The organism is Ensifer sp. EB106-03-01-XG145, from assembly GCF_058792075.1.
Genome location: NZ_JBYTEC010000032.1, coordinates 1 through 25,936, shown reverse-complemented (window position 1 = coordinate 25,936; position 25,936 = coordinate 1). Strand labels below are relative to the sequence as shown.

The following is a 25,936-nucleotide window of genomic DNA, read 5'->3' as shown; positions in this document are numbered from 1 at the left end:
CGCTAAGTAAAAGCCACATCAAATTTCGCAAACAGAAAATAACGTGGTCTTTGTTTCCGTCATCCAGACGCCATTTTCCGCGCCTTCTCACTATCGATAGGTTTCAAGTATCGATAGTGATGTGGTCTACCGGTTGACCAACCGGCGAACGCGCTCTATCGTGGCGCAGAACGGCAAAATCGCGATCGTCCACAATCTGCGCGACCACACAGTTTCAACGGAGTTTCCCCATGAGCGTCACCGTCAAGGTCGCCGAGGCCAAAGCCCATCTCTCTGAGCTGCTGGCGCGCGTCGAAGCCGGCGAGGAGGTCATCATATCCCGCGGCAACGATCCGGTTGCCCGTCTCTCGCGGGTCAACAAGGACAACGAGCTCGCAGCGCTAATCGCCGAGGTGCGCGCGGCCAGGATGCGGGCAAAACCGGTCACCAACGACGAAATCCTCGATTGGAAGCGCGAGGGACAGCGGTTTTGACCATCTTTGTCCTCGACGCGTCGATCGCCGCCGCCTGGCTGTTGCCGGAGGAATACAGCGAGGCGGCCGAGCGGCTGATCGCCGGCATCTCCAGCCCTTGCCCGGTGCCCAACCTGTTCTGGCACGAGACACGCAGCATTTTGATCAGCGCCGAGCGGCGACAGCGGATCGCCGCCGGCCAGGCGCTCAACGCGATGGCCCGGCTGCGCCGGCTGCCGCTCGACGACACCGGCGCCGGTCAGGATGGCTCCGTGCTCGAGCTCGCCAGCGCGCACGGCCTGAGCGCCTACGACGCCGCCTATCTCGACGTTGCGGTCCGCCAGTCCCTGCCGCTCGCGACCCTCGACCGCAAGCTCGCCGGCGCGGCGCGCGCCGAGAGGATTCAGGTGCTGGGGCCGTTCGAGAATGAGCATTGACCCTACAGCGTCGGAAATAGAGCGGCGCGCCGAAGAACTCGACGCCCTGGACGCCATCCTGCCGTTCGACCGTCGCGATCAGCTCGCCGCCCTGCTGACCGACGACGACGTCGCCACCCTCAAGCATCTCGCCAGTGAGGGCATGGGCGACAACACGCTGCGAGCGCTTGCGTCCGACCTCGGTTATCTGGAGACCTGGTGCCAGCTCGCTACGGGCAGCCTCCTCCCCTGGCCAGCACCGGAAAGCCTGTTGCTGAAATTTGTTGCCCACCATCTGTGGGATCCGGAAAAGCGCGTGGAAGATCCAAGCCATGGCATGCCGGTGGAGGTCGACGCTGGCCTGCGCTCGCAGCGGCTGCTGCGCGCCAACGGGCCGCATGCCCCCGCGACCGTGCGGCGCCGATTGACCAGCTGGTCGATCCTGACGCGTTGGCGCGGCCTGACAGGCGCCTTCGACGGTCCCTCGCTCAAATCCGCGCTGCGACTTGCGGTCCGCGCCAGCGCGCGGCCGCGGCAACGCAAGAGCAGACAAGTGGTCACCCGCGACATCCTGGCGAAGCTGCTGGACGCCTGCGCGGGTGAACGCCTGGTCGATCTTCGCGATCGGGCACTACTTCTGACCGCGTTCGCCTCCGGCGGCCGCCGCCGGTCGGAAGTGGCGGCGCTGCGTGTTGAGGACATCACCGACGAGGACCCCGTCCAGGCGGATTCATCGATCCCGGACTCCCCTCCCCTTCCCTGCCTCGCCATCCGTCTGGGCCGGACGAAGACGACCACCAGCGATGACGACGAACATGTTCTGCTGATCGGCCGGCCGGTGCTGGCGTTGAAACGCTGGCTCGAGGAAGCTGACATCAAAGACGGCGCCGTTTTTCGCGGTATTGACCAATGGGGGAACATCGATCGGCGCGCCCTCACACCGCAGTCGGTCAACCTGGTCCTGAAAGGCCGTTGCAGGCAGGCCGGGCTCGACCCGACACTGTTTTCGGCGCACGGACTGCGATCAGGCTACCTGACCGAGGCGGCCAATCGCGGCATACCACTGCCTGAAGCCATGCAGCAGTCATTGCACAAATCGGTGACGCAGGCGGCGCGCTATTACAACAACGCGGAGCGAAAACAGGGGCGAGCAGCGCGCGTATTTGTCTAAAGTCGCCCCGCCCGGAAACCCGCCAGCGGACCCGGAAATCAATCTCTACCTTGCATTTCTGGAATCACACTCCATAAATGCAAGGATGCTCGAGCGCCAAATAGCCACCACGTTAACAGAACTCATCGATACGAACCCCGCCGTCGCGCTCATTGGACCGCGCCAGGTTGGAAAAACGACGTTAGCGCTCGCAATCGCCGAGCAGCGGCCATCGGTCTATCTTGATCTTGAATCCGATGCCGATCGCACCAAACTGAGCGAACCAGAGCTCTACCTTGAGCAACATAGAGACAAGCTTGTCATCCTTGACGAGGTTCATCGGCTGCCCAACCTTTTTCAGAACTTGCGTGGCTTGATCGATCGCGGCCGAAGATCAGGCAAACGATCGGGGCAGTTTCTCCTGCTGGGTTCGGCGTCTATAGACCTGCTGAAGCAGTCCGGCGAAACTCTTGCCGGTCGGATCACTTATCTTGAGATGCACCCAATCGATGGCCTCGAGGTAGCGGATAAGGATATCAACCCTCTCTGGGTCCGAGGAGGCTTCCCGGACAGCTTTCTCGCCGTCAACGATCGGGCCAGCTCTCGTTGGAGGCAGGACTTCATACGAACATACCTGGAGCGCGACATCCCCCAGTTCGGCCCTCGAATCCCGGCCGAAACCCTCAGGCGGTTCTGGACGATGCTGGCACATCATCAATCGGGTCTCCTAAACGCCGCTGAATTTGCTCGTGCACTGGGGGTTGATGGCAAGACCGTTGCGAGCTACCTCGATCTACTTGTCGATCTCCTGTTGGTTCGGAGGCTCGAACCTTGGCACTCCAATGTGGGCAAGCGCCTGGTAAAATCGCCCCGCGTATATGTTCGCGACAGTGGCATAGCTCACACCCTTCTGGGATTGACGAACCAAGAACAAGTCCTCGGACATCCTGTCGCGGGGGCGAGCTGTCATTGAAACTCTCTCCGGAGCCGTGCCTTACGGCACCCAATTGAACTTTTATCGAACAGCAGCGGGTGCCGAGATAGATCTCCTCATCACCCCGCCCGGTGGGCGCCCCTGGGCCATCGAAATCAAACGCAGCCTCTCTCCAAAACTCGAGAAAGGGTTTTACCTCGCTTGTGAGGCGATAGATCCCGAAAGACGACTGGTCATCTATCCCGGCTCGGAAACGTACCCTTTGAGCGAACAGGTCGAAGCAATGCCACTTCCGTCCGCTGGAAAGCTCCTACGAGGTCTCGCCTGATCGCCTATAAATCGACCCATTGGAGGAGCGCTGAGCTCCGTCAGCTCAGTCGCATTCACAAGATCGCCTGCCTCGGATACCCGCACTGCACACTGTCGCTACGAAGCCTCGCGCCCTGAGCCTGCATTTGCACGCATCAGCGCCGGCAGCATTGGTCCGAGTGAAAACTCCCCACGCTCGGCCTTTCGCGTCCAATCGCGCGAATAGCCGCCGGCCGAGTTGATGTGTCCTGCCGCTCGAGAGTTGAGGCGATGATGGGAGCTACATTTCCGCCACAGAAGCCCGCTGGTGCGGTTTCGTTACAGCCTGCGGTCCGTCAGTCATCCGCATCCACACTTGGAGTCTGGCGGGCTTCCATTCACACTATAAAACACGCTTGCAACCGGTTAATTTCTCATGCATTTCGTATCTGTACAGATCACGTTCGAGCGGGCCGTTCAAAAGTGCTATGGCGAAGCGACAAACAGTAAACGTCCAACAACCTCCCAAGCGGCTGATCGGCTACGCAATCGCCACGGTCACGACTGGACCGTTGAGCGCCTTCGTCGCGCCGTTCATCAGATGGTCCGCGAAAAGCTCGCGGAGAAAAAACTCCTGGCCCGGTCCCCTCGCCGCGCCCCCGAGGACCATCTGATGAAGCTGGTGGCGGCGATCGCCATTGCCGATCCCGACCTGTCGCTTCGCGACATTGCCGCGCAACTGGACCAGATGGGCGAACGGCCTGTGCGCGGCGGCAAGAAGTGGCAGCCCTCCTCCGTTCGAGACTTGCTGGACGAAGCCCACCGCTTCGGCCTTATCCGCCGCTGAGGGCCCGGTTCATCAGGCGACCGATCACGCGGTCTTTTTCTGGGATAAGGCGAAAAACTCCCTGAACCTGGCAGAGTCCGCCGATCTTGGCCCATGTCGCATCGCAGGAAAACAGCTAATTGAGATCCGATGATCCTCGAAGACTGACAAGGTAAATCTGCGTCAAGCACCGCTTTATCCGCCACCCGATCGTGGGCCTATTCGACTCGGTACGCTTTGCGGCGGTGGTCCAGGCGTCGTTGCCTTCTCGGATCGCGTGCCTTAGCGTTGCCGTTCGGTGCATGTCGATTGCCCCCGTCTACGCGAGCGTACATGCGCTTGCTATTCGGGCCATATGGCGATCCTACCGCTAGCGGCCGACATAGTTGCGGTCGATCAGCCTACGCATTGGCGCTTGATCGCGTCGCGGCGTTAGCCAACGGCTCTCGGAACGGCAAATGCAGAACTTCGGCACATTTGTCTGGACGCTGAGCTGGCGGTTCTGGTGACGCGTCGCCATTCGGTTGGAGTGCGTTATGTTATCTCCACCCAGACCGCTGCAATGTTCTTTAACGATAGATTGTGGTTGGCAGAGCGGTCCCCGGTGACACCGCATAGTCCGCTCGTTACTTCGGTACCGCGCATAGGAGGCGGAGGCGGTCGCTTTAGGGTACCCGAGCAAGCATGGGGACGATAGTAGTCGTCGCATTTGTCCATTGGCGCAGGCAATGAAGCTATCGCTGGTCAAGCGGTGTCAATTTCTCCCGAAGCAAATGGGCCTCCTTGCTGTCAACTGAGAACAGAAACGGCCTTGCACAGGGTGCTTGCAACAATGTCAAAGCGCCAAGCTCGGGGTTCGGCGAAACTGTTGCCGACACTGCGCGTAGCGGAGGAATGCGAGAATATGGGTCCCGCAGGGCAATAAGAAATGGCCCGGAAGGCAGGCTCTTTGGTTCGCCAAAAGTTGAATTGTCCCATGACAACGAAAGCAGATGACCTGGTTGACCCAGCAAGACCTCATCGACCACGATCTGAAATCGGCGAAATCGGAAAGGAAGCCTGACGGCTCCTTGGCTGTTTTGTTAAGTTCAGGGTTTCTGGCGACGAACGATTTATGGCGCTCGCGTACATGGGGATCAAGGACGACGCGGTAGTCGGAATTGTCCCCACGACCACGACATCAGCGTATTGGACATCGTCAAGGTCCAATGGGGCGTACATCGAACAGGCGTCCGCCCTCCCCCCGAGACCTGAAATCACGAAAGCGATCGCAGAAGTAAACAACGAAACCGCATATGAACTCCATTGCTGCGATCGGCCTTAGTCAACCTGGAATTCTAATCGCGGCGGAAGGATGACCGAGGAATCTGCTCACCGCTGAGACGCCAGCCGTCTTTCTGCTCCTTGCCCCAGCGTGACTTCACAGCCCTAATCCGGTAGCGGCTGACGATCTCGACAATGTCTCGTGTGCGTGTCGCCCGCACGCACCATTCAGTATCGAATTCGCCTCCCGAGGATCGAGTGGCGGAGTTCGCCGCCGCCGGCAGTGTGCTTCGAAGGGTCGGTTCGGATTCGGGTGCGCTAGGCGCGGAGTGCCCCATACACGGGCCATGCATCTGGCATATGGCTATCGTACCGCCGGTCGAAGGGGCTCGGTCCACTTCATTCGGAACATCGGCAAGCACCGTGGCTTCAAGTCATTGAAAGCCGCCTGGTTGGCCCCGGAGGCGGCGCGATGCACTGATCGGTATAGTTGATGAAGCGGAGCTCAGCTGAGCGCATACTCGCTGAAATGACAAAACCCTGACAGCTGTCAGGGTTTTTAGAGAGCCAATCCCGGCTTAGAAGCGCGCCGGCCCCTTGGCTTCATCTCCATCTGATTACGCGAGCAGACGGAAAGTCGCCGCGTCGGCAGCGTTGAGTTGCCCTGGCCTTCGACCGCAGCTCGCTGTGTAATCTTCGGGCATCCTTACATGGCGGCTACGATAGTCGGCTCAGGTGGACCAAAAAACCCTGACAGCTGTCAGGGTTTTGGATGTGATTTTCGCTCAATGCGGATGAGTGAATGCGAAGCTCTATTGGGTCTCTCAGGCCTCCGACTACCCGCTGGGCAGGTGTGCAGATCTGTGACAGGGCACAAAGAGTTGAGACGATCGAGGCGAACTATGACGCGCACGCCGGCGCCGAATTTGTAAGCCGGCAGCATATTTCGTATGGCGACGATGGCGCCGTTCTGAGAGTACAAAACCCTGACAGCTGTCAGGGTTTTGTAGAGAGACCCAGGCTTAGAAGGACGCCGGCCCCTCTGCTTCATCTCCATCTCACTACGCGCGCAGACCGATAGCCGCCGCGTCGGCAGCGTTGAAATGCCGTGGTCTCCAAGCCCAGCTCGGTGTCTGATCTTCGGGCATCCTCACGTGGCGGCTACGATCGCCGGCGGGCGAGGACCAAAAAACCCTGACAGCTGTCAGGGTTTTGAGCTATTCGACCTCACGGATTATCTGGCCATGGTGGGCCACGATTGCGGCCCGAACGGTGCGGTCGCGACCTGGCGCAACCTTTTGTCTGCGGCTGTCGTGGTTCGATCGATGCTCGGGGTCAGTCCGAGCGCCTATGAGAGGCCTGCGGAATTCTTGGAGCGGAGAATGCAGCCGCCGTCATGGCGTGTATTATCGAAAGGGCAGGGGCACATCTATTCGGCCGGCGGCTATTAGCGCAACTTGACGCGAAGGGCCGAGCGCGGCGAGTTTTCGCTTTGGCCAATGCTGATGGCTGATGCGCGCTGGCACAACTCACGTTGCCCCCAGGGACTTGCTGCGCGGTAACGCCATTAACCATTTATCGGAGCAACCACGCCTCCTGAAGCGCTTCGGTCCAACGGGCAGCGCTCCTCGTGCTCCGCTGGCGGTCACTCACGCTAGGGTGGCCCACCTCCTTCTACGCCAGACTTTTTAATTGCGCCAAACTGTGAGGTCTAATGAACCATCGCGATTCTGCCCTTGTTGTTGATCATCATTGTCCTCATGCAAACAGAATCTCGGGAGCGATGTTGGAAACGGACGACCGCGAACTCATCGTCGTGATGAAACGCTATTTTGCGGTGAAGGCCGAATTGGCCACACTTACGGCGGAGTTGGAAGCGGAGCGAAAGGCAGCCGGTGCGCAAATTGGCGTGTTCTACGATCCGCGACAAAATGCCGAGCGCGCCGCCGACCTCCAACGCTCGCATCACTTGAAGGCAGAGATGGCATCGCTTATGCAGCGGGCCGAAGCCTGGGGAAGGGCCGCAGTAGCCGCTGACCTGCGCGATAGATCGGAGGCGGGAGGTGAGCCAGAAGAGTGGCAATCGTTTGAGAGACGAGCCGATACATTGTTCGGCGCGTAGTCTCGCCTAGACGATCAGCCGGGCCGCTCGTCCATTCTTTCGTTCGGCGTTGTTGTAGTAACTCGCCGCCGTGGTCACCGATTTATGCAGCGACTGCTGCATCGCTTCCGGCAGGGGAATGCCACAGTTGGCAGCCCCAGTCAGGTCAGTCCGAGCGCCTATCTGGAGGCCTGCGCGGGGGCGGAGAACGCAGCGGCCACCATGGCATGCATTTTGGAAAATGGGCAGGGCAGATCAACTTGGCCGGCGGCAACTTGCGCGATCTGACGTGAAAGGCGGAGCGCTGGGAGTTGTCGCGTGCGCCGATGCCGATCGAGCGACTGGGAACCAATGGGAGGAGTGGACAGACGAGTTGGAGCGGATACGGCGGACCATTTAGGGATCGCGGTCAGCGTTATGACTTCTGTTCGCTAGAGGTTCAGAGAATACCGCGTGTGCCTTCGTTCACCAGCTCTCGTGAGTGCTCCTTTTTCGACCAAATCTTGCAGATCACGGGTGGCAGTCGCTCGAGATGTGTTGGTGATCGAGATATAGTTTTCCGCACTTAGACCACCTCGAAAGCCAGCGAGGCCCTCGCGGAACATCCGCGCGATGACCTCTTCTTGACGTTCGTTAAACTGGTCGCGGAAGCGATCGAAATATTGCGCCTTGGCAAGATGAAACGCGACGCGTTTTAGCGTCGTCTGCTGCGCCTCAAGGATGGTCTCGGCAAAGTAGACAAGCCATTCCGTTATATCGAGTGTCCGCTGATGCTGCTCAAGCTGATCGTAGTATGCTTTTCGGTAACGCTCGATAGTGAAGGCTAGGGCAATGAGGCTGGGCTGCCCGATATTTTGTGCAAGTGACTTCTCGGCCAGCGCTCGACCCAGCCGCCCATTGCCATCCTCGAACGGATGTATGCTTTCGAAGTAGAGGTGACCAATCCCGGCGCGTGTGAGGGCAGGGAGGGGAGTTTCAGCCCCGGGTGCAGATCGGTTGAACCACTCGATATATGCCGCCATCTCCGTGGGTACGCGTATCGATGGGGGAGCCTCGAAATGGATAACGGTCTTATCGTAGCGACCGGACACGATCTGCATGGCATCCTCATGTGTTCGGTACGCGCCAATAGTTGCGAGGTGACGGTTCCCGGCCATCAACATCCCGTGCCAACGAAACAGTGTTTTATCGTCCAAGCGCGTGGACCAGTTTGCATAGACGTCAACCATCATCTCTGCGACGCCGCGCTCCTGTGGCCTCACAGGTCGTGTGTCTGCCTCGAGACCAAACTGTCTGCGCAGCGAGGATTGCACACTTAAACGATCGAGCACTTCGCCCTCGATCGCGGAGGTCTTGATCGCCTCCTCGCTAAGCAGCTCGATGCGAATCTGGCTGCGGTCATCATCACTGGCATGACGGATTGCACCAATGACTTCGCCCGACGAGAGGAGGAACTGCCGTTCGAGCGGCGCAAGCCGGGCGGCATCATACTTGAAGTCGGGCCAACCTTGATGTGTCCAGCTCCAATTCATGAGTTATAGATTTCCTTTCTATAACTCACTTTTGACGGAGAAAATGAGCTATAGCAAGTGCGCCTATAGCTCATTCACGCTGGCAGAAGAGAGCTATAGTGTAGCTAAATGATGGCTACTTCATAGGCGCCGAAGCCACATCGGCCTTTCGGAAATCGGAGCAACATTTATGACCCGCCAACTGTCTCTCCCACGCGACCGAATTTCCGTGCTTCTGCTGGAAGGCATTAGCCAGACCGCGGTGGACTACTTTTCTTCGTCCGGCTACACCAACCTCATTCATTTGCCGAAGGCGCTCGACGACAAGGATCTTAAGAGCCACATCGCCGACGCTCATATCATCGGCATTCGTTCCCGCACGCAGCTGACGGACGAGATTTTCGAATCCGCCAAGAAATTGATCGCCGTTGGCTGTTTTTCCGTCGGTACGAACCAAGTCGATCTGGATGCAGCGCGGCGGCGCGGCATTCCGGTGTTCAATGCACCTTATTCAAACACGCGATCGGTGGCCGAGCTTGTGATCGGCGAGATTATCATGCTGACACGGCAGATCTTTCCGCGCTCGGCTTCCGCGCATCAAGGTGGCTGGGAGAAGTCCGCTGTCGGCAGCCGGGAGGTCCGCGGCAAAACGCTCGGCATTGTCGGCTACGGCAATATCGGATCGCAGCTCAGCGCGCTTGCCGAAAGCATGGGCATGGTCGTGCGCTACTTCGATCTTTCCGATCGGCTGCGCCGGGGCAATTCGGAGTCGATGGCTTCGCTCGGCGACCTTCTCGAAATCTCTGACTATGTGACAATGCACGTTCCCGAAACACCCTCGACGCATAACATGATCACCGAAACCGAATTGCGCCGCATGAAGAAGGGCGCCATCTTCATCAACAATTCTCGCGGCACGGTGGTCGATCTCGATGCGCTTGCGAAAGTCCTGAACGACGGGCATCTAGCGGGTGCCGCGGTGGACGTGTTCCCCAAGGAGCCGGCATCGAACAACGAGCGTTTTGAGACGCCGTTGCAAGGCTTGAGCAATGTTATTCTGACGCCGCATATCGGCGGCTCCACTGAGGAAGCCCAAGAGCGCATCGGCGGGGAGGTTTCAAGGAAGCTGGTCGAGTATTCCGACATCGGCTCAACGATGGGCGCCGTCAACTTTCCGCAGGTACAGCTGCCCGAGCGCCCGAACGGCACGCGTTTCATTCACGTGCATGAAAACCGCCCCGGCATGCTCATCCAGCTCAACGAGATCTTCTCGTCGCGCGGGCTGAACATCGTCGCTGAGTTCCTTCAGACGCTTGGCGACACGGGCTATGTGGTGGTCGAGGCCGAAGGAATTTCCGCAAATGCCGACGAGGTTCTTCAGGCCCTACGCGAAATTCCTGGAACGATACGAACGCGATTGGTCTACTGACAGCTGACCGGGGCTCAGCGCATCAGCGAATGATCGCCTTTGGTTTGGTTGCCATCGCTGAGATCGCAGGCCTGGTGGAGCCGCGCACGGGCCGTTCTCCCATCTGGTCCAGTTGCGGGGCAATGTCGCGAAGCGATAGGTCGGGATCGGCGATGGCGATCGCTGCCACCGACCGCAGGGTGTGACGAAACCACATCGGCGGGCTTCTATTTGAGCGATTTAGCACCGGCGAAGATCGGCGGACTCTACCAGATTCAGTGGATTTTCCGTCACCTCAGAGAAGTTGCTGCCGTCGGTCTGGAGCCGCGCGATCGGCCGCCTGATGAACCGTGCCCTCAGCGACGGATAAGGCCGAAGCGGTGGGCTTCGTCCAGCAAGTCTCGAACGGAGGAGGGCTGCCACTTCTTGCCGCCGCGCACAGGCCGTTCGCCCATCTGGTCCAGTTGCGCGGCAATGTCGCGAAGCGACAGGTCGGGATCGGCAATGGCGATCGCCGCCACCAGCTTCATCAGATGGTCCTCGGGGGCGCGGCGAGGGGATCGGGCCAGGAGGTCTTTTTCCGCGAGCTTTTCGCGGACCAGGCGATGAACGGCGCGTCGCAGGCGCTCGACGGTCCAGTCGTGACCGCGGCGATTGAGCACCCGCACGACATTGTCCCAACTGTGCTGGGGCCGGAGTTGCCGAACCATCGGCAACCACGTCTGCGCGGACGCAATGAGCTCATCGAGATAGCGTTTCTCGCGCGCTTTGGAGACGGCCTTGATTGCCTCCGGTCGCCGTTCTCGCAGGCCGGGGTTTCCGGGAAGCTTGCCGCGCGCCTTCGCCGCCTTGATGCCGGCTTTGGTGCGTTCGGCGATCAGCGCCCGCTCGAGCTGGGCGACCGCGCCGAGAACCTGGAGGGAGAACATGCCCTGTGGCGTCGAGGTGTCGATCGGGTCGCGGATCGACCGGAAATGCACGCCGCGCGCCTCGAGGTCTTCGATCACCGCCAAGAGATGACTCACCGATCTGGCCAGCCGATCGAGGCGGACAACGACGAGGACGTCGCCCGCGGTGAGCTCGCCAAGCACTTTGGTCAAGACTGGGCGCGCGCGCGATGCCCCGGAGCCGTGCTCCTGATAGATCCGATCGCAGCCGGCGGCCCGCAGCTCATCGATTTGGGCATCGTGGACCTGGTCGTCGGTCGAGACGCGGGCGTAGCCGATCTGCCGCTTGAGGGGCTGTGGGACGTTAACGGTTTGTCGCTTCGCCATCGCGCTTTTAACGGCCTCGTTTCGAAGTGCTTTGTACAAATAAGAAATGCGTTAGAAATTGCTCCGTTGCAAGCGTGTTTTATGATGTGAATGGAAGGCCGCCAGACCCGAAACGGCATGAAGGATGACCAATCTCCCGCAAGTGTCCACGACAACGCGCCAGCGGCCTTCAATGGAGGAAATGCCGCAGCAATCATCGCGTGAATTCGCTAAAGGTCAGCGCAGATCAACACGACCCGCAGCTATCTGCGCGATCTTAGGCGAAAGGCGGCGCGCGGCGAGTTTTCGCTTGGGCCGATGCTGATGACGCTGATGCCCCAGTCGCCGAGACTTAAGGCCTCCTGAGACTTTGCGGCGAGAACGCCGCCCGAGAGATTAGATGGTATTGGCCGTTCTCGAACAGACGGGTCAGCTGCGTCACTCTTGAAATTTGGCGACGAAAGTCGATCCTGAGTTGAAGCTGGGATTCTGACTTGTCAGATTTTGATTTCGATGCGGCCCTTCGCTGGATGAAGTTCGATCCCGGTCGGACTCTCTCAAGGCGTCCTGACAACGAGTTGCCCTTTCTTGGGGAGCAAGCGGAAGCAGGGCCGGAACTTCTCCTCGAGACCTGCGTCTACATCGATGGTTTGCAAGGGCGGGCGCCGGAAGTTGTTGGAGACCTGCTCGAACTCCGTCACAGCAACCATTCCACGATCGCCATCCAGGAGTTGATGCACACGGTGGGCGTACTCGATCGAGCACACCCGAGTACGAAACCTGCCATTCAACAGATCAGGACGACGATTGAGGCCATGCGGCCCCATCGCGTGTTCGCACCCGATGCGGATGTCCTCGGACGCGCCGCATTGCTGTCAGGCATGTTGTGTCGCCTCCAGGGCTATCAGCGCGATGCTCGCTTGCGAGCGCTGCACGACTGCGTCTTGTTTCTGCAGGCCCAAAAGCTCGGGCCTACCGTGCTTACCGCCAATGTGAGCGAATTCGACTATCTGCTCCAACTCATGCCAGGCGGAAGGGTCATCTTCTATAGGTCGGGCAATTAGTCTGAGCTGTAGGCTCAGTTGATCGAAACGACTGCAGTTTCGACGGTATCCGCTCGGTGTTCGACCGACTCTGCCATACGCGGCAGAGGAAGGGGATACCAACCAAGAACCGTAAACGTCCGTGCCAGATCGAAAACGATCTCCGGATTGACGTGCTTCTCGTCGAGCAACGCGATCTGAAGGCCGCGTCTAATTGCGCCGCTATCATGCACGCCCCAGCTGAATCTCAGTTGACGTGGAAACGGCCCAGCGCTGTTCTCATATATCTCTATTCAACGCCAACTCCCAAATTACGTGCGCCGCCAGCATCGTGATTGGACAGCGCAATTGACAGGGATCACTCTATTGCTGGGGTCTGCTTTCGCAACGTCGTTTGATTGGAGGCGACAATGAAGCATCACACCTTGGAACAACTGCAGACCATCGCACAGGTTGAGCCCTGTTTCGATCCAGACGATATGACGCGCCGGCAGCGGCTGGAGCGCTGGGCCGAGCTTCTGGAACTAATCAGGTACAGACACCTGGACACGCTTCATGAAACCGAATTCCAGGTTATGGATGAGCGAAATGCCCTGCGCTGCGACTATTCGCCAATAACGATCGCATTTAGGGATCCGGTGCTCCGTGCTGCAGGTATGGAAACGGACACCTATGGCGAGGCGAAGCGCTTCTTCGAAATCAGCGATGACGAACTGCATGACGTTGTCTGCTACTGCCGCTTTGGCACGACGGTAAGTGCGGCGGTGGCAGCCCGCCAGGTTCGCTCGTTACTCGCCGACAAGCCGAAAGGCTTCTGGGCGTCGGTAGCAGGGTTCTTCATCGGCCGGCAACCCAAGGAGCAGCCATCCTAGGATTAGGTTTCCGTACTTCGCCCGCGGACGGAGGGGGAAAGGTTGCTCAGATCATGCCGGCAACTATGATCTTCTTGCGTCCTGCGGGGATCCGCCTAGCTCTGCCGCAGGGATCGACGAACGCGAGCAGCGCCCGGCGGGCGCCACGGGGCTTCCATGCCATCGCGAGATCCCAGGTGAGATCGTTTAGCATTCCCGTGAGCGGCACCATCACCACACCGTCCACCCGCATCGAGCGCGCCCCTTCTGGCTCAAGATCGTGTGCATCAAGCGCCCGTCAGCCGACCGTGTAGCGATGGTCCTTGAACATGGGGGAAGAGTACAAAGCACCCTTTTAACAGATCAGCCAGATCGACAGGGTGGGCGGCGGTGACGAACAGCGTCCATTCCATTCGTGGGGATCACGCTAGCGACCGTGCTCCCGCGATCATAGAAACTCACCTTTCCCGGCCGAGTTGGTATGCGGTCCGCACCGATCAATTGACGAACTTGACGACGACGCCGAACTAGACCATCCCCGCGAGTTCTTCGGCATCCCAGTTCGTCAGGCGGACGCAGCCATGCGACGCTCCCTTGTCGATGAGGTCGGGGTCGGGAGTTCCGTGGATCCCATAGGTCGGTTCGGTTAAATCGATCCACACGCTGCCGACCGGGCCATTCGGTCCCTTGGGGATGATAAGAACCTTGTTGTTCTTGCCCTGCTTAAAGTTCACATTCGGATCGTACCGATAGACGGGCATCCGGGCGACGCCCTTGACCTCGTGCGTACCGTAGGGCGATGGATTATCCTTGCTTCCAACCGTCGCGGGATAAGCCGCCAGCAGCTTTCCTGCCTCTTCATAGGCGAGCACCTGTCCGATTTTTCTACTCACCTCGATCCGCTTGACATTCCCCTGTCTTGGCGGGCCCGTCCCCACAACCTGAACCGTCTTGCCGGGTGCAAAGTCGGCGCCGGCATTAAGCGCTTTCAGCAAGTGATGCGGTGTTGATGGCTACCGGCCGAAGCCCCTGGGCAGCGACGATGCCGGACGAGAGAAACAATGCCAACATTGCGATCGGAGCGATAGTGTTCATACACGATCGAATAATCTTCGGTGCAAGTTGTTCCACACAAAGAGTTGGGACAACCTCGTGCGGGTTGTCAACCGCCGTGGGTAGGGCTGGATCGTTGAGCGGCTCCGACGCGCCGTTCATCGTATGGTCCGCCCGCCGCAACAGATGTACAGCTATAGCCCAGTCGGCCCAAAGCCGTGATTTTGGCCGACTTGGGCTTACACCGCGAAGCCGCTCCTGGCCGTAGGCTGAGAACCGCACTCACAGCGGACCGTTAGCGCGAAACCGGGGTCAGGGTCAGTACCTCGTTGTTGGTCTTGCACGAACCCGGTACGCCGTTGATGCAGCCCTTCGTGGTCTGCTTGATCGTCAGCCTAGAGCCATCGCCCGACGGACCGATCGTATAGGTGCCGCTGCCGGCGCCTGAAAAGCCGCCCCCCGCAAGCACATATTTCACAGTCCCGCCGGAGCGCGACGTTGGCGTGTAGACGAAATCCGCGGTGCCACCGGGGAACTTGCCGACGACCTTGAACGCCTCGTTCAACTTCGCCACGGTTCCGCTCACCTTGATCCGGGCGCCGCCGCCGGTGACCGTCCACGGGCCGGGACAAAGCTTGTCCAGCACATGTTCGGCAATCCGGGCAGCCTCGTCCAGATACGCATCGTCGTCTGAAAAGCCGGTGAAGCTGTCGACAAGGTCACCGCCAGGGTTGGTTCTTGTCTCTATGGTCCAGTCGGCTTTTCCGGCGCCGAATGTGATGCGGCCGCCAATCAAAAAGTCTGGTGCGATAGTACCCAGCTTCTTGATCGCCGTGGCCGGATCGGCATATTTCGACTGCTGAAACTTCTGTTCCTTGATCACCTCATCGATCCGCCGCCATTCGACGACCTTTCCCGCGCACCACGCAAACTCCCCGCCGTCGCCCAGCGTGGTGACGAGGTGGTGCAAGATAACCTCGCCTAGACCATTGCCAGCAGACTCCCGACCGGGATAGTTGTCATCGGTGATTGTGCCGACCGCCAGCGCCACATCGGCTTGCTGCGCTGATGCGATCGCCGATGACAGCAAGACAAGCAAAAGCGCACAAAGCACCGGCACGAAATGCGACGCTAATGACCGAACCTGCACCTTGATGCGCCCCCGCTCACGGACCGTGCCGTTACACTGCCTCTCTAACCAGGGGTCTGTCCAACGAAATCTCGGGTGAGGTCCAGGCCATCCGATCGGGCAAAAGAGTCCGCTGAACAAGGGTCAGGAAGGGACTGCAATGCCCGGATTTCTGGCGTTTCCGGTGATCCTGGGCGGCTGACATACGGCGTTTCCGACTCCAGATCCGTCATGATTGATACCTGATCCTGCAGTGCAGCCGGTTGGTCGCGCCGATCAAACGGCAGGATGCGTCGAGCGCGTCATGCTCTCGATGCACCGCTTGGCTGTCAGAAGCCGCCCTTCTATGGTTGTCGATCATCGGACCACAGTCTCCAGGGGCCTTGCCGAAATTACGACAATCCGTTCTTTCCGGAAAAAGGAGTATCAAAATGACGTCGACCGTCACCGCTGCGGCGGTTTCGAAGAATTTCGGCGCCTACCAGGATGCCGCCGTGCGTGAGCCGGTGATCATCACCAAGAATGGCCGGCCGCGCATCGTGCTGCTTGCCTATGAGGATTATCTGCGGCTGTCGCGGCGCGACCGTCGCGTCGAGGCGACGGCGGACCTGCGCGGCGCCGATCGCGCCGCCGTCGAAAAGTCCGAAATGGAGCCGGGCCTTGATCATCTCAATGCCGAACTGCTGACGAACAAGCATCCTGCCGACTGATATCTCGGATCATTGCGTTTGCGGTTCCCTGGTGCAATGGATGCCATGTCATGCCGCCTCGATGTCTGTGCGGGAGAAATCATCGCCTTTGTACAACAGCGGTTCATTGCGTGTCTTGGCCAGCGCATAGGAGAAGCAGTCCCCGTAGTTCAGGCCGGCCGGATGTCGGCCCTTGCCATAGCTGCGCCAGGCTCGCCTTGCCACCGCGATCTGTTCCGCGTCGACGGCGACGATTTCGACACCCGCCTTGTAAAGCCACAGATCGAGCTCTGCGGCACCTGCCTCGCCGAGGCGCGCCTCGATGACGATGGCGAGTTCAAGGATTGTCGCCGCGGAAATGAAGCGCCGTGGCGCGTCGACGACCTTTTGTTCGTAGGTTTCTGCTTCGGGCTCATTGAATGCGATCGCGACGATGGCGGACGTGTCGATGACCATTAGCTGGGGAGCCCGTTTTCGTCATACCCCAAGATCTCGTCGGCAGAGCGGTTGTCGACAATCGGCAGCTTGGCCCAACGCTTACGGCTGGCGGCCAGTTCCTCGAGAAGGACATCGCGACTTGCGGCATTTGCGAGGCGCCGCAGCCGTTCCTCCAGTGCGCGGCGGGTCGCCATGGTAATGGTTTCACCGGTCTTCTCGGCCAGTGCCTTGGCAAGGCGTTCCGTCTCTAGATCTTTGATGCTCAGTGCCATTCTCTGGTTCCTTGGTGCCTAATCGTCTATATTCTACCTCGCTCCGGCTGGGACACAAGCGCCAGGACATCGTATCTGGCCGAACCTTCCGGACTTTCGCGCGCAAGTCTTTGGCTCTTAATCGGCTGTGATTGCCCCGAACGCAGGTCGTCTGCGACTCTAAATCGATCCCTATCGATACTTAAAAGTTTTCGCTCGGGCCAATGCTGATGGCGCTGATGCGCTCAAACGCGCCTGCCGGCAGCAAAGTTGAGAAACACGCCTCCTAAGATGAAGCACCACAGAAATGATCGTGCCGTCGGAACCACGCCAGGTTGACAGTCCTTCGAGATGAATTCAGCCTTGTCCGGGGCGCGAAAGCGTCTAATTGTTCACGCGTAGAGGCAAGCCATGTCCGCCGTTGGGGCGGCACGGCAAATGATCGAAGGAAGACACTATGGCGACTGGTACCGTGAAATGGTTCAACGCGACGAAGGGGTTTGGCTTCATCCAGCCGGATGGCGGCGGCGCTGATGTCTTCGTCCACATTTCTGCGGTCGAGCGGGCTGGGCTGCGAGAGCTGAAAGATGGTCAGAAGATCACATACGAACTGGTTTCGGACCGCAAGTCAGGCAAGATGTCGGCGGACAATTTGCAGGCCTAGGCCGATTTCTCACGGCGATCTTTTGGGGAGGGCCGGGATTGCTCGGGTTTTTTCGCTTGCAGTAACGTCTGACAGAAACCACACCGCCCGGCGTGATGGCTTGGACTTACTGCGCGGTAACGCCATTATCCATTTATCGGAGCAACCACGCCTCCTGAAGCGCTTCGGTCCAACGGGCAGCGCTCCTCGTGCTCCGCTGGCGGTCACTCACGCTAGGGTGGCCCACCTCCTTCTACGCCAGACTTTTTCGTTGCGCCAAACTGTGAGGTCTAATGAACCATCGCGATTCTGCCCTTGTTGTTGATCATCATTGTCCTCATGCAAACAGAATCTCGGGAGCGATGATGAAAACGGACGACCGCGAACTCATCGTCGTGATGAAACGCTATTTTGCGGTGAAGGCCGAATTGGCCACACTTACGGCGGAGTTGGAAGCGGAGCGAAAGGCGGCCGGTGCGCAAATCGGCGTGTTCTACGATCCGCGCCCGAATGCTGAGCACGCCGCCGACCTACAACGCTCGCAACGCTTGAAGGGAGAGATGATGTCGCTTATGCAGCGGGCCGAAGCCTGGGGAAGGGCGGCATTAGCCGATGACAAGTGCGATAGATCGGAGGTGGAAGCCGAGCCAGAAGAGCGTGAGCGCACGGCGATCGATGTTCCCCCACTGATCGATGCGCCGAAAGACCGGACCGTTCCTGATACCGGCCTGCTCCAACCATCCTTTTAAAGCCAGCACGGGCCGACCGATCAGAAACATCTGGTCGTCATCATCGTTCGTGGTCGTCTTGGTGCGGCCGAGACGGATCGACAGGCAGGGGAGGGGAGCCAGGATCTGCCGGATCGGTCTGCACGGGATCCCCATCTGTCAGGTCCTCGACACGAAGCGCGGCCACTTCCGACCGGCGACGGCCGCCGGAGGCGAAAGCGGTCAGAAGCAGTGCCCTATAGCGCAGATTGACGGGGCGCTCGCCGGCTGCAGGCCTGCAGCAGCTTTGCCAGGATATCGCCGGCCACCGCTTGTCTGCTCTTGCGTTGACGCGGCCGAGCGCTGGCTGCGGACCGCAAACCGCGGCGCCGACTTGAGCGAGGAACCATCGAAGGCGCCTGTCAGGCCGCGCCAACGGGTAAGGATCGACCAGCTCGTCAACCGGCGCCGCACGGTCTCGGGGGCATGCGGCCCGTCGGCGCTCAACAGAGGTTGAGAACGCAAGCCAGCTTCCACCTCCGCCGGCATGCCATGGCTTGGATCTTCCGCGCACTTGTCCGGGTCCCAGAGATGGTGGGCGACGAACTTAAGTAGCAGGCTCTCCGGCGCCGACCAGGGGAGGGGGCTGCCCGCGGCGACGTCGTCGTCCGTCAACAGGGCAGCGAGTTGGTCGCGACGGTCGAACGGCAGGATGGCATCAAGCGCGTCGAGTTGCTCGGCTCGATGCAGTATCGAGCCGGCAGTAACGTCGATCGATTTGCGGCGTCCGCCACCTTACCTGTCCCGCCACGGGTTTATGATTACCAAACCGACATCCTCGAAATCCGGAACATTCCGAGTTGCCAGCGCGGCGCCACGGGAAAGGGCGATGGCGGCGATCTGGGCGTCGAACTGACTGATCGGGCGACCCGCCTTGCGCCGCTCAGTTGCAATCATCCCATAAACGTCTGCGGCCTCCCGATCGAACGGCAGCACGCGACCGGCGAGGTCTTGCGCAAAGATCGGCAAGATTGCAGCTTCAAGGTCGCGCCGGCGGCGACCATCGGGAAGCAGGCGTAGACCATATAGGATTTCGGCTTCAGTGATCGTGGTCGTGAAGATGGCGGCGGGAGGCTGTTCCGCAAGCCAATCGACAACCGCGGGCTCGGGAGCCGGTAACAGCAGCTCAGATATGATATTTGTGTCGAGAACGATCATATTGCAGAGAAATCCGGAGCGTCACGGATCGGTTCGCGCGCGGGAATTTCCAGCTCGACGCCGCCAAGCGGCTGCAAGCGCGCGCGGATCGCGCCAGCGAGGTTTCCCGCCGTTGTCTCCTGCTGCGCCAACACCATTTTCAGGATATCACGGGCCTCGTCTTCCATCGATCGGCCATGGGTCGCTGCGCGGACTCGCAGCCTCTGTTTCAATCGATCGTCGATGTTGCGAATGGTCATGCTGGCCATGTAAATCGCCTCCAGTCATCATTGATTGCATATAGTGCAATGATGGCATTTTTTCAATTGGAGCCACAGTTTCCGCGGCCGGAGTAGGCAAAACGTCGAGCGAAACATGGCTGTTACCCGGGACCCCGCGGTAGGGTTGGGTACAGATCGACCCAGGTCGGGACCGTTCCTGGTCGCCGACAATGAGTTGCCACTGTTCGAGGGGCGTGGCGGTAACTCGGCCGGATCTATCTCATGATAGCTGCTTCTACACCGATGGTGCACAGACGGCGGCGCCGGATCTTCTCGGAAACCTGCTTGAGCCCCGCCACAGAAACTGTCCACCATCGAGAAGCGCATGCCTCAAGCGGGGTTCCACACGAACGGTCCGACTTTGTCGGCCGCACGTCAGAAGAAGCCAATGTGCTCTCCTCTCAGGATCGGCCGCATACTGCACGGGTTGCCACTGTCGCGCCCGGTTCCGCCAGGAACGACAATGCGAAAACCGGGACGGAAATCGTCTACCCAACCTGCCGGTCGGGGCTTCCGCTCGCTCTCAACAGGGCCATCAGCATAGGGCCAAGTGAAAATTCGCCGCGTCGCGCCTTTGACGTCAGATCGCGCAAGTAACCTCCGGCCGAGTTAATGTGTCCTGCCCGCTCGAGCAAACACGCCATGGCAACCGCCGCATTTTCAGGTCCCATCACTTCGCAAGCATCCTGGTAAGCGCTCGGGCTCACCCCAAGCATCGAACGCACCACCACGGCCGCCGCCATCAAGTCGCGCCAGCTCGATATGGTCCCGCCTTGTCCGTACATCGTGATCTCAGGGCAGGCCCGCATCACCATACTCAACGGGAATGCCTTCAGCGGCTCGCTCAGTGGCGGCTTTTCTGGCTCAGCCTTCGCCCCCAGCTCGTTTCTAGAGCTAGGTTCAAGTTCATTGGTGGATTTGGTATTTGAATTCTGTATGTGACGCTCAATATGAGCATCATTGCTGCTCATATTTTCAGAAATATCCAAAACATCCAACTGATTGACTATCTCTGCGCAGAGAAGATCCATCTCTTCGAGGATCGATGCCAGGTCGTGGATCGTCGGAGATCGCGGTATCCGGGCTACGAGCGCCAGGTACACGCCTTCAATCTTGCCCCAATCGCCGCTCGCGCCTTCTTCGATCGCTGCCGAGATGAGCTTACGGGCATCGCGTCGGCGAATGGTGAGCGCCTCTTTGGTCCGGCGAAACAGTGCGCGTTCTGCCGCCATCTGTTGGGCCATCTGCGCAAGCTCCTCCGATCGGGCAAGAAGCGGGGAAAGATCGAACCCGAACGCATCCTCGATGTCGCCAGCCCTGTCCTTCCGGACATAACGCTTCCCATTTGCACTGTCTTTGCGAACAATCAGCCCAGCGTCAACAAGCGTCGCCAAGTGCCGCCGCAACGTGGCGCCGGCGATACCGTGCGCACGGACCGACAACTGAGCATTCGACGGAAAGACGATGAGAGAGTCTCCCTGGCGCAGATCGGTCTCCGGATAGAAGCTCAAGAGCGCGTCAAGAACGGCAAGTGCACGATCCTGTAGCCCGAGAAGCGTCCTGGCTTCGCAGGCGTCACGAAACACTTTCCATTTGTCAGCCGTCTTGTTCGACTTCATCTCGGTGGATGCCACCTGCCGTCTTACCAGCGCAAGCGTCATCGGCCGCCGCCCGAAAGGCGTCGTCACACTTCCACTCTGCATTTCCTTCACCTCTCAAAAGGCAAAAGAAGTCCGCTCACCAAATTCGGTGCCAATCACTCTTGACGGGGATTCGTGGAAATGCGATTCTCAGATTGTCCAGATATGAGAGAGGCTTCCACTACGGCAACGTTTGGGGGCCTTTTTCTTTTGCGGTGTTCCTTTCCGTATTCCCTTGTCGAATGAGATCCTCTGACAGCTGTCAGGGTTTCTAACTTTCACGCTCGCGAGAGAAGCGTTCAATGAGGGTTGGCAACTCCTTCCCGACGAACTTCACGAACTCCAGTCCGAGAGGGCCATCCGCCGATATTCGAAGCTCCTTGGGCGACATCTTCCAGGCACCCAGTTTCTTGCCCGCGCTGTCCGACAGCTCTTTGCTGTCATCTCGAGGCTTGTCCGACGGCTTTATGGCTTCGAAAGCCCGCTGGAAGCGTTGATCCGACACCAAGACGCCGTCAGTCGCATCCGTAAGCACCCGACGGACCACAGCTAGAGAACCTGGATCGCTTTCTATCGTTTTTGCAAACTCTATCCAGCGAGGCCGACCCACTTTGGGCGCGCGACCGATCGCTTCGATCACGTCGGCAGGGACCGCCCGATAGACGCTGCGCATTCGGGCGAGTTCCGCGTCCGCAATCGACAGCGCCGCATAGATGTTCCGCGCCTTGATGCCGGCATCATCCATTCGCGATGCAAACAGCGTCCGCTCGATCCAGGTCAGGTCCTGCCGGCTGGCATTCTCGATGCCTTGCGCGACGACCAGATCCAGGTCGGTGATCTCAACCTCGAGCGCACGAACGGCGCGCCCAAGTTCCCTGGCAGCACGCCAACGCCTGTGGCCATAGACAATCTGATAGCGCCCAGTCGACGACGGGTGACGCCGAACCTGAATAGGAACCTTTTGCCCTTCTGACTCCATCGAACGCTTGAACGTTTCAAAATCGGCGGCGTCATCGTCCGCCAGCCGGTCCGGAAAGGGGGAAGGATCGATGAACGCGGGATCCAGATCAAGGATCGTCCCTCCACCTGCCTCGACGATCGCCTTCAAACGGTCCCGCTCGGCCCTGATGTCATCGATGGCGCGATGTGCTGCACCGACGACGCCCGCGCCGACACGCGGCGACGGGGCAGGGGGCGCAGGTTGCGGGTCGTCCGCGAGCTTGTTCTCCAGTTCTTGAGACAGCAAACCGAAGCTCGCGACAATCGACTTGCGAGAAGACTTGCTCATGGCCGCCCCCAGCTATTGTTGACGAGGCGGATAATCGCTTCATTGACCGCATCGACGGCTTCACGCGCGCGCTTATGGGTATCACGGCCAATCTGGCCCATTTCGAGCTCGTAGATCGAACGCTTCGCCAGGCCGGCCGCTTCAACCGCTGTGCTTTCGATGGCAGTGGGCAGGAGGACGTCGGTCCCGAACATATGCCGTAACATCGCAACGACTTGCGACTGAGGGGCATCGTTCGGGTCATGCCGAGTCACGAGGTATCGGATGAAGTCCTGGTCGAGTTGGGCACCGTTCTCATTCAAAACGCTGATCAGATCGCCCATCATCAGGAGGAACTGGCTCATGGACGCCACGTCCAACATGGCCGGATGAACGGTGATGACCATGCTTGTGGCAGCGTAGATCGCGCTGAGCGTCAGGAAGCCAAGGGACGGGGGCGTATCGAGAAGGACAATGTCGTAGTCTTGTTCGACTTCCGCCAGCGCAAGCTTCAGGCGCTCGAAGAAGATCGCACCGGAGCTCGACTTATTCGCCAGGACACGAGGGGTCTCGTGCTCGTACTCCATGACTTCGAGGTTGCCCGGAACGAGATCGACGCCATCAAAGTAGGTCTTGCGGATGATGTCCCTGATCGGCCGTCGCTCAGCGTCGTCGTAGCGAAGCGCCGCGTAGATCGTTTCGTTGGCGCCAACATCGATTTCCGGCTGCGCGCCGAACATTGCGGAGAGCGATGCCTGGGGATCGAGGTCGAGAGCGAGAACGCGATAGCCTTGCAAAGCGAGATAGTGCGCAAGATGAACACAGGTCGTCGTCTTGGCACTTCCGCCCTTGAAGTTTGCGATCGCGAGAACCTGCAAGTGCTCGCCCGGGCGACGGCGAGGCAGAAAGCGCAGGGCCTCGACAGGCTTCTGCTTGGCAAACAGCTCACGAAGCTCGTTGATCTGGGCGAGCGTGTAGACCCTATGGTTGTTTTCGAGGCGGCTTGGCGTCGGCCCGCGCCCTTCCGACGACATCAGTTTCAGGGTCGAATCCGGTATGGATGTCAGCTTCGAAACTTCGTTGGTGAGAAACGACCTCAAGGTCTTCTCGGATTTCGGCGGGTACATGCGGGTTCGCAGCTGCTGCAGCTGGCTCGACAAAAGACCGGCGTGCCGCAGGATCTTGGCGGCAGCATCTTCCTTGAGTTGAACGTCAGTTTCTGCGCGTCTAGCTATCGCCATTTTTCCCTCTTGGCGGCCTAAAGCCGGTTTACCGACCATTGCCCGCCAAGAGGTAGAACACGATTCTCCCGAACCGTCCAGAATTATAGGGTTAACAAAGCCTTAACGCCAAACCCGAGCCCTCAGCGTTGAAAACCGGCCTACTCCCTGAAATTGCAACCTTTTCTGCAGAATGCAACGCAGGCCGACCGTTGAGTTTACGCACACTTTTGCTCATCTGACCGACGTCGTTAGCGCGGCGATCTCCCACACCGAACACCTCACCGCCCGAATCAGCATCGGTGCATCAGCCCCGACTGGTCACTTTTCGATGTCGCGAATGCGCTGACTGTTCTCCGACGGGCCGCACATCCGTTCGGTCAGGGAAGATTTCTCTGCCCCTAGAATCGACGTGGCGAAATTTCAGGAGCATTTTTGCCCCTCGCGACGGCGTCCTCAGTCGTAGCACTTCTCCTCCAATAAACGGAGGAGGACGACTGATGATGGTGATTGCCATTGAGAGTGGCAGTTCGAGCGAGGCCCGGCACTTCCTCGACCAGATGTTTGCGCTGCGCGCGAAGGTCTTCGATGAACGCCTGGGTTGGCAGGTCGCCGCGCGCGATGGCCAGGAGCGCGACCAGTTCGACGATCTTGATCCCGCCTACATACTCGCTGTCTCTGCAAAGAATGACGTGGTCGGCTGTGCTCGCCTTCTCCCCGCCATGGGTCAGACGATGCTTTTGTCCGTGTTCCCGCAACTCATCTCGGACCAGGCGTTTCACCCGCACGCACAGATGATCGAGAGCTCGCGCTTCTGCGTCGACACAACAATCCAAAGAAAGGGCCGCGGCGGGTTGCACCACGTTACCCGCCTCATGCGCCCTTGGATGCCGCTCCTTCGGAACGGCCGGGATGATCGTCAAAGGCGTTGGCGGTGCCAACGGACAGTTTTGTCCCTAGATGGGCCGGCCCATCTAGCGAAATCTCGTGCCGTTCGAAACACGGCACGAAAGGACGATCGGAATGAAAAAGCCTCCGTCGAGAATTCGAGAAGAGATCGCAAAACTCCAGGAACAATTGCGACAGGCCGAAGCCCGCGAAGCCGAACGGATCGGTCGTATTGCCTTGAAGGCGGGTCTCGGAGAGATCGAACTGGGCGGCCTCATCGTCAAAGCGGGCTTGCGTTACGAGACGCGCGCGCTGCTCCTCGGCGCATTGATCGAACTTGGCGAGCGGCTGCAGCTCGACGAAGGCGAGCGTCCACGCCTGACAGCAATCGGCGCGGAGGCCTTTCGCAATGGGCGCGGGTAGGATCGCGCTCGCAGCAGTGCCGGTCACTCTGATGGTCCTGATTTCAATCGCGGCGGCGGGGGCAGAGGACTGGCTCGTGGGGTTCGCCAGGACCGAACCTCAGCGCGCGCTATTCGCCCGAACAGGTGCCGCGTTGCCCTATGTTCTAGCGGCGATCACCGGCATCGTGTTCTTGTTTGCCGCCGCCGGATCCGCCAACATTCGCTTCGCGGGATGGGGCGCATTCGGGGGAGGGCTGGTTTCTTGCTTGCTCGCGCTCCTCGACGGGTACCATCACACTACCAACCAAGACCCATTCCTGCCTTTGCAGTTCCAGATGATACCCATTGAACCGTCGGCGCTCATTGGCGCGGTCGCAGCACTTACATCGTCAGGGTTCGGATTGCGGGTCGCGATGATCGGAAACGCTGCCTTCGCAAGTACCAAGCCGAGGCGCGTTCGTGGCATGCGCGCGATCTACGGTGAAGCCAACTGGATGAAGCTTTCGCACGCAAAAAGGCTCTTTCCGCAGGCCGCGGGGATCGTGATTGGCGAGGGTATAGCGCGGCGATCAGGATGAGACGGCGGCGACAATCTGGATGAGATTCTTATGTCGCGGTCGGGATGACCGTATC

General features: G+C 59.5%; 24 protein-coding genes and 8 pseudogenes. 16 read left to right on the top strand and 16 right to left on the bottom strand.

The genetic code is table 11. From position 1 onward, the window contains the following. Positions 1-230: 230 nt before the first annotated feature. The 4 genes and pseudogenes from AC3WWH_RS32275 (at position 231) to AC3WWH_RS32260 (ending at position 3,280) form a co-directional block, all read left to right on the top strand. A complete protein-coding gene (locus AC3WWH_RS32275; RefSeq protein ID WP_058323346.1) occupies positions 231-473 on the top strand; it encodes a type II toxin-antitoxin system Phd/YefM family antitoxin in 243 nt (80 codons plus the stop codon). After that, the gene (locus AC3WWH_RS32270) at positions 470-889 is read left to right on the top strand and encodes a type II toxin-antitoxin system VapC family toxin (RefSeq protein WP_058323345.1); all 420 of its coding nucleotides are present in this window, start codon (positions 470-472) and stop codon (positions 887-889) included. Before AC3WWH_RS32275 ends, AC3WWH_RS32270 begins: the two co-directional genes overlap by 4 nt. Further along, positions 879-2,039, top strand: a complete 1,161-nt coding sequence (locus AC3WWH_RS32265; protein ID WP_058323344.1) for a tyrosine-type recombinase/integrase — start codon at positions 879-881, stop codon at positions 2,037-2,039. Before AC3WWH_RS32270 ends, AC3WWH_RS32265 begins: the two co-directional genes overlap by 11 nt. A gap of 85 nt (positions 2,040-2,124) precedes the next feature. Beyond that, a pseudogene (locus AC3WWH_RS32260) lies at positions 2,125-3,280 on the top strand (ATP-binding protein). A 98-nt stretch (positions 3,281-3,378) separates the two neighbouring features. On the opposite strand, the pseudogene repC (AC3WWH_RS32255) reads toward AC3WWH_RS32260, so the two are convergent. Beyond that, a pseudogene (gene repC, locus AC3WWH_RS32255) lies at positions 3,379-3,548 on the bottom strand (replication initiation protein RepC); the annotation flags it as partial. Between the two features lie 230 nt (positions 3,549-3,778). Here repC (AC3WWH_RS32255) and AC3WWH_RS32250 point away from each other — a divergent pair. The 3 genes and pseudogenes from AC3WWH_RS32250 to AC3WWH_RS32240 all read left to right on the top strand — a co-directional run. Further along, a pseudogene (locus tag AC3WWH_RS32250) lies at positions 3,779-4,087 on the top strand (recombinase family protein); the annotation flags it as partial. Positions 4,088-6,432: 2,345 nt separating this feature from the next. Next, positions 6,433-6,780, top strand: coding sequence for a replication initiation protein RepC (gene repC / locus AC3WWH_RS32245; RefSeq protein ID WP_082640953.1), 348 nt, complete (start codon positions 6,433-6,435; stop codon positions 6,778-6,780). Between the two features lie 332 nt (positions 6,781-7,112). Continuing rightward, positions 7,113-7,451 (top strand): hypothetical protein, encoded by a 339-nt coding sequence (locus AC3WWH_RS32240; RefSeq protein ID WP_492377528.1) that lies wholly within the window; start codon positions 7,113-7,115, stop codon positions 7,449-7,451. Between the two features lie 6 nt (positions 7,452-7,457). Here the strand turns inward: AC3WWH_RS32240 and AC3WWH_RS32235 are convergent. Together AC3WWH_RS32235 and AC3WWH_RS32230 are read right to left on the bottom strand one after the other, a co-directional pair. Further along, a pseudogene (locus AC3WWH_RS32235) lies at positions 7,458-7,595 on the bottom strand (integrase); the annotation flags it as partial. Between the two features lie 266 nt (positions 7,596-7,861). Next, complete coding sequence (locus AC3WWH_RS32230; protein ID WP_058320686.1) at positions 7,862-8,962, bottom strand: Fic family protein; 1,101 nt, start codon at positions 8,960-8,962, stop codon at positions 7,862-7,864. A gap of 169 nt (positions 8,963-9,131) precedes the next feature. Here AC3WWH_RS32230 and serA point away from each other — a divergent pair, with 169 nt between their 5' ends. Then, complete coding sequence (serA, locus tag AC3WWH_RS32225) at positions 9,132-10,370, top strand: phosphoglycerate dehydrogenase (protein WP_058320687.1); 1,239 nt, start codon at positions 9,132-9,134, stop codon at positions 10,368-10,370. A 70-nt stretch (positions 10,371-10,440) separates the two neighbouring features. Here serA and AC3WWH_RS32220 read toward each other — a convergent pair. Both AC3WWH_RS32220 and AC3WWH_RS32215 read right to left on the bottom strand, forming a co-directional pair. Continuing rightward, positions 10,441-10,596, bottom strand: a pseudogene (locus tag AC3WWH_RS32220) (recombinase family protein); the annotation flags it as partial. A 109-nt stretch (positions 10,597-10,705) separates the two neighbouring features. Further along, on the bottom strand, positions 10,706-11,623 hold the full coding sequence (locus AC3WWH_RS32215) for a recombinase family protein (protein ID WP_058320688.1): 918 nt from the start codon (positions 11,621-11,623) through the stop codon (positions 10,706-10,708). 473 nt (positions 11,624-12,096) lie between these two features. Here AC3WWH_RS32215 and AC3WWH_RS32210 point away from each other — a divergent pair, with 473 nt between their 5' ends. Beyond that, entirely contained in the window at positions 12,097-12,666 is a 570-nt protein-coding gene (locus AC3WWH_RS32210; RefSeq protein ID WP_058320689.1) for a type II toxin-antitoxin system VapC family toxin, read from the top strand. 389 nt (positions 12,667-13,055) lie between these two features. Continuing rightward, the gene (locus AC3WWH_RS32205) at positions 13,056-13,517 is read left to right on the top strand and encodes a hypothetical protein (protein WP_058320691.1); all 462 of its coding nucleotides are present in this window, start codon (positions 13,056-13,058) and stop codon (positions 13,515-13,517) included. A 46-nt stretch (positions 13,518-13,563) separates the two neighbouring features. Here AC3WWH_RS32205 and AC3WWH_RS32200 read toward each other — a convergent pair whose 3' ends face one another. The 3 genes and pseudogenes from AC3WWH_RS32200 to AC3WWH_RS32190 all read right to left on the bottom strand — a co-directional run bounded on the left by AC3WWH_RS32200 (position 13,564) and on the right by AC3WWH_RS32190 (position 15,699). After that, on the bottom strand, positions 13,564-13,749 hold the full coding sequence (locus tag AC3WWH_RS32200; RefSeq protein WP_057251450.1) for a hypothetical protein: 186 nt from the start codon (positions 13,747-13,749) through the stop codon (positions 13,564-13,566). Between the two features lie 274 nt (positions 13,750-14,023). Continuing rightward, positions 14,024-14,491 (bottom strand): annotated as a pseudogene (locus tag AC3WWH_RS32195) (L,D-transpeptidase); the annotation flags it as partial. A gap of 353 nt (positions 14,492-14,844) precedes the next feature. Next, the gene (locus AC3WWH_RS32190; protein ID WP_143033057.1) at positions 14,845-15,699 is read right to left on the bottom strand and encodes a hypothetical protein; all 855 of its coding nucleotides are present in this window, start codon (positions 15,697-15,699) and stop codon (positions 14,845-14,847) included. Between the two features lie 410 nt (positions 15,700-16,109). Here AC3WWH_RS32190 and AC3WWH_RS32185 point away from each other — a divergent pair, with 410 nt between their 5' ends. Continuing rightward, positions 16,110-16,388, top strand: coding sequence for a type II toxin-antitoxin system Phd/YefM family antitoxin (locus AC3WWH_RS32185; protein WP_058320693.1), 279 nt, complete (start codon positions 16,110-16,112; stop codon positions 16,386-16,388). A 48-nt stretch (positions 16,389-16,436) separates the two neighbouring features. Here AC3WWH_RS32185 and AC3WWH_RS32180 read toward each other — a convergent pair whose 3' ends face one another. Beyond that, positions 16,437-16,823 carry a type II toxin-antitoxin system VapC family toxin gene (locus tag AC3WWH_RS32180; protein ID WP_057251453.1) on the bottom strand — a complete coding sequence of 129 codons (387 nt, stop codon included), beginning with the start codon at positions 16,821-16,823 and terminating at the stop codon, positions 16,437-16,439. Continuing rightward, positions 16,823-17,077 carry a type II toxin-antitoxin system VapB family antitoxin gene (locus AC3WWH_RS32175; protein WP_057251454.1) on the bottom strand — a complete coding sequence of 85 codons (255 nt, stop codon included), beginning with the start codon at positions 17,075-17,077 and terminating at the stop codon, positions 16,823-16,825. Before AC3WWH_RS32175 ends, AC3WWH_RS32180 begins: the two co-directional genes overlap by 1 nt. A 436-nt stretch (positions 17,078-17,513) precedes the next feature. On the opposite strand from AC3WWH_RS32175, the gene AC3WWH_RS32170 reads away from it, so the two are divergent. After that, entirely contained in the window at positions 17,514-17,720 is a 207-nt protein-coding gene (locus AC3WWH_RS32170) for a cold-shock protein (RefSeq protein WP_057251455.1), read from the top strand. A 341-nt stretch (positions 17,721-18,061) separates the two neighbouring features. Next, positions 18,062-18,448 carry a hypothetical protein gene (locus tag AC3WWH_RS32165; protein ID WP_492377527.1) on the top strand — a complete coding sequence of 129 codons (387 nt, stop codon included), beginning with the start codon at positions 18,062-18,064 and terminating at the stop codon, positions 18,446-18,448. Here the strand turns inward: AC3WWH_RS32165 and AC3WWH_RS32160 are convergent. The 6 genes and pseudogenes from AC3WWH_RS32160 to repA form a co-directional block, all read right to left on the bottom strand. Then, a pseudogene (locus tag AC3WWH_RS32160) lies at positions 18,356-19,180 on the bottom strand (site-specific integrase); the annotation flags it as partial. The gene AC3WWH_RS32165 and the pseudogene AC3WWH_RS32160 overlap by 93 nt on opposite strands. Before the next feature lie 21 nt (positions 19,181-19,201). Further along, complete coding sequence (locus AC3WWH_RS32155; protein ID WP_058324702.1) at positions 19,202-19,624, bottom strand: type II toxin-antitoxin system VapC family toxin; 423 nt, start codon at positions 19,622-19,624, stop codon at positions 19,202-19,204. After that, positions 19,621-19,872 (bottom strand): FitA-like ribbon-helix-helix domain-containing protein, encoded by a 252-nt coding sequence (locus tag AC3WWH_RS32150; RefSeq protein WP_058324701.1) that lies wholly within the window; start codon positions 19,870-19,872, stop codon positions 19,621-19,623. Before AC3WWH_RS32150 ends, AC3WWH_RS32155 begins: the two co-directional genes overlap by 4 nt. A gap of 500 nt (positions 19,873-20,372) precedes the next feature. Beyond that, positions 20,373-21,587, bottom strand: coding sequence for a plasmid replication protein RepC (gene repC / locus AC3WWH_RS32145; protein WP_058324700.1), 1,215 nt, complete (start codon positions 21,585-21,587; stop codon positions 20,373-20,375). Between the two features lie 208 nt (positions 21,588-21,795). Next, positions 21,796-22,812: a plasmid partitioning protein RepB gene (repB, locus tag AC3WWH_RS32140; protein ID WP_057251459.1), complete on the bottom strand. Its 1,017-nt coding sequence runs from the start codon at positions 22,810-22,812 to the stop codon at positions 21,796-21,798. Further along, positions 22,809-24,032, bottom strand: coding sequence for a plasmid partitioning protein RepA (gene repA / locus AC3WWH_RS32135; RefSeq protein ID WP_057251460.1), 1,224 nt, complete (start codon positions 24,030-24,032; stop codon positions 22,809-22,811). Before repA ends, repB begins: the two co-directional genes overlap by 4 nt. A 479-nt stretch (positions 24,033-24,511) precedes the next feature. Between repA and AC3WWH_RS32130 the strand changes: the two are divergent. From AC3WWH_RS32130 to AC3WWH_RS32120, 3 genes and pseudogenes are all read left to right on the top strand, one after another. Then, positions 24,512-24,814: pseudogene (locus tag AC3WWH_RS32130) on the top strand (acyl-homoserine-lactone synthase); the annotation flags it as partial. A gap of 220 nt (positions 24,815-25,034) precedes the next feature. After that, positions 25,035-25,322: a TraC family protein gene (locus AC3WWH_RS32125; protein WP_082641193.1), complete on the top strand. Its 288-nt coding sequence runs from the start codon at positions 25,035-25,037 to the stop codon at positions 25,320-25,322. Beyond that, positions 25,309-25,881: a hypothetical protein gene (locus AC3WWH_RS32120; protein ID WP_058324698.1), complete on the top strand. Its 573-nt coding sequence runs from the start codon at positions 25,309-25,311 to the stop codon at positions 25,879-25,881. The genes AC3WWH_RS32125 and AC3WWH_RS32120 overlap by 14 nt, the downstream gene beginning before the upstream one ends. The last annotated feature ends 55 nt before the right edge of the window (positions 25,882-25,936 follow it).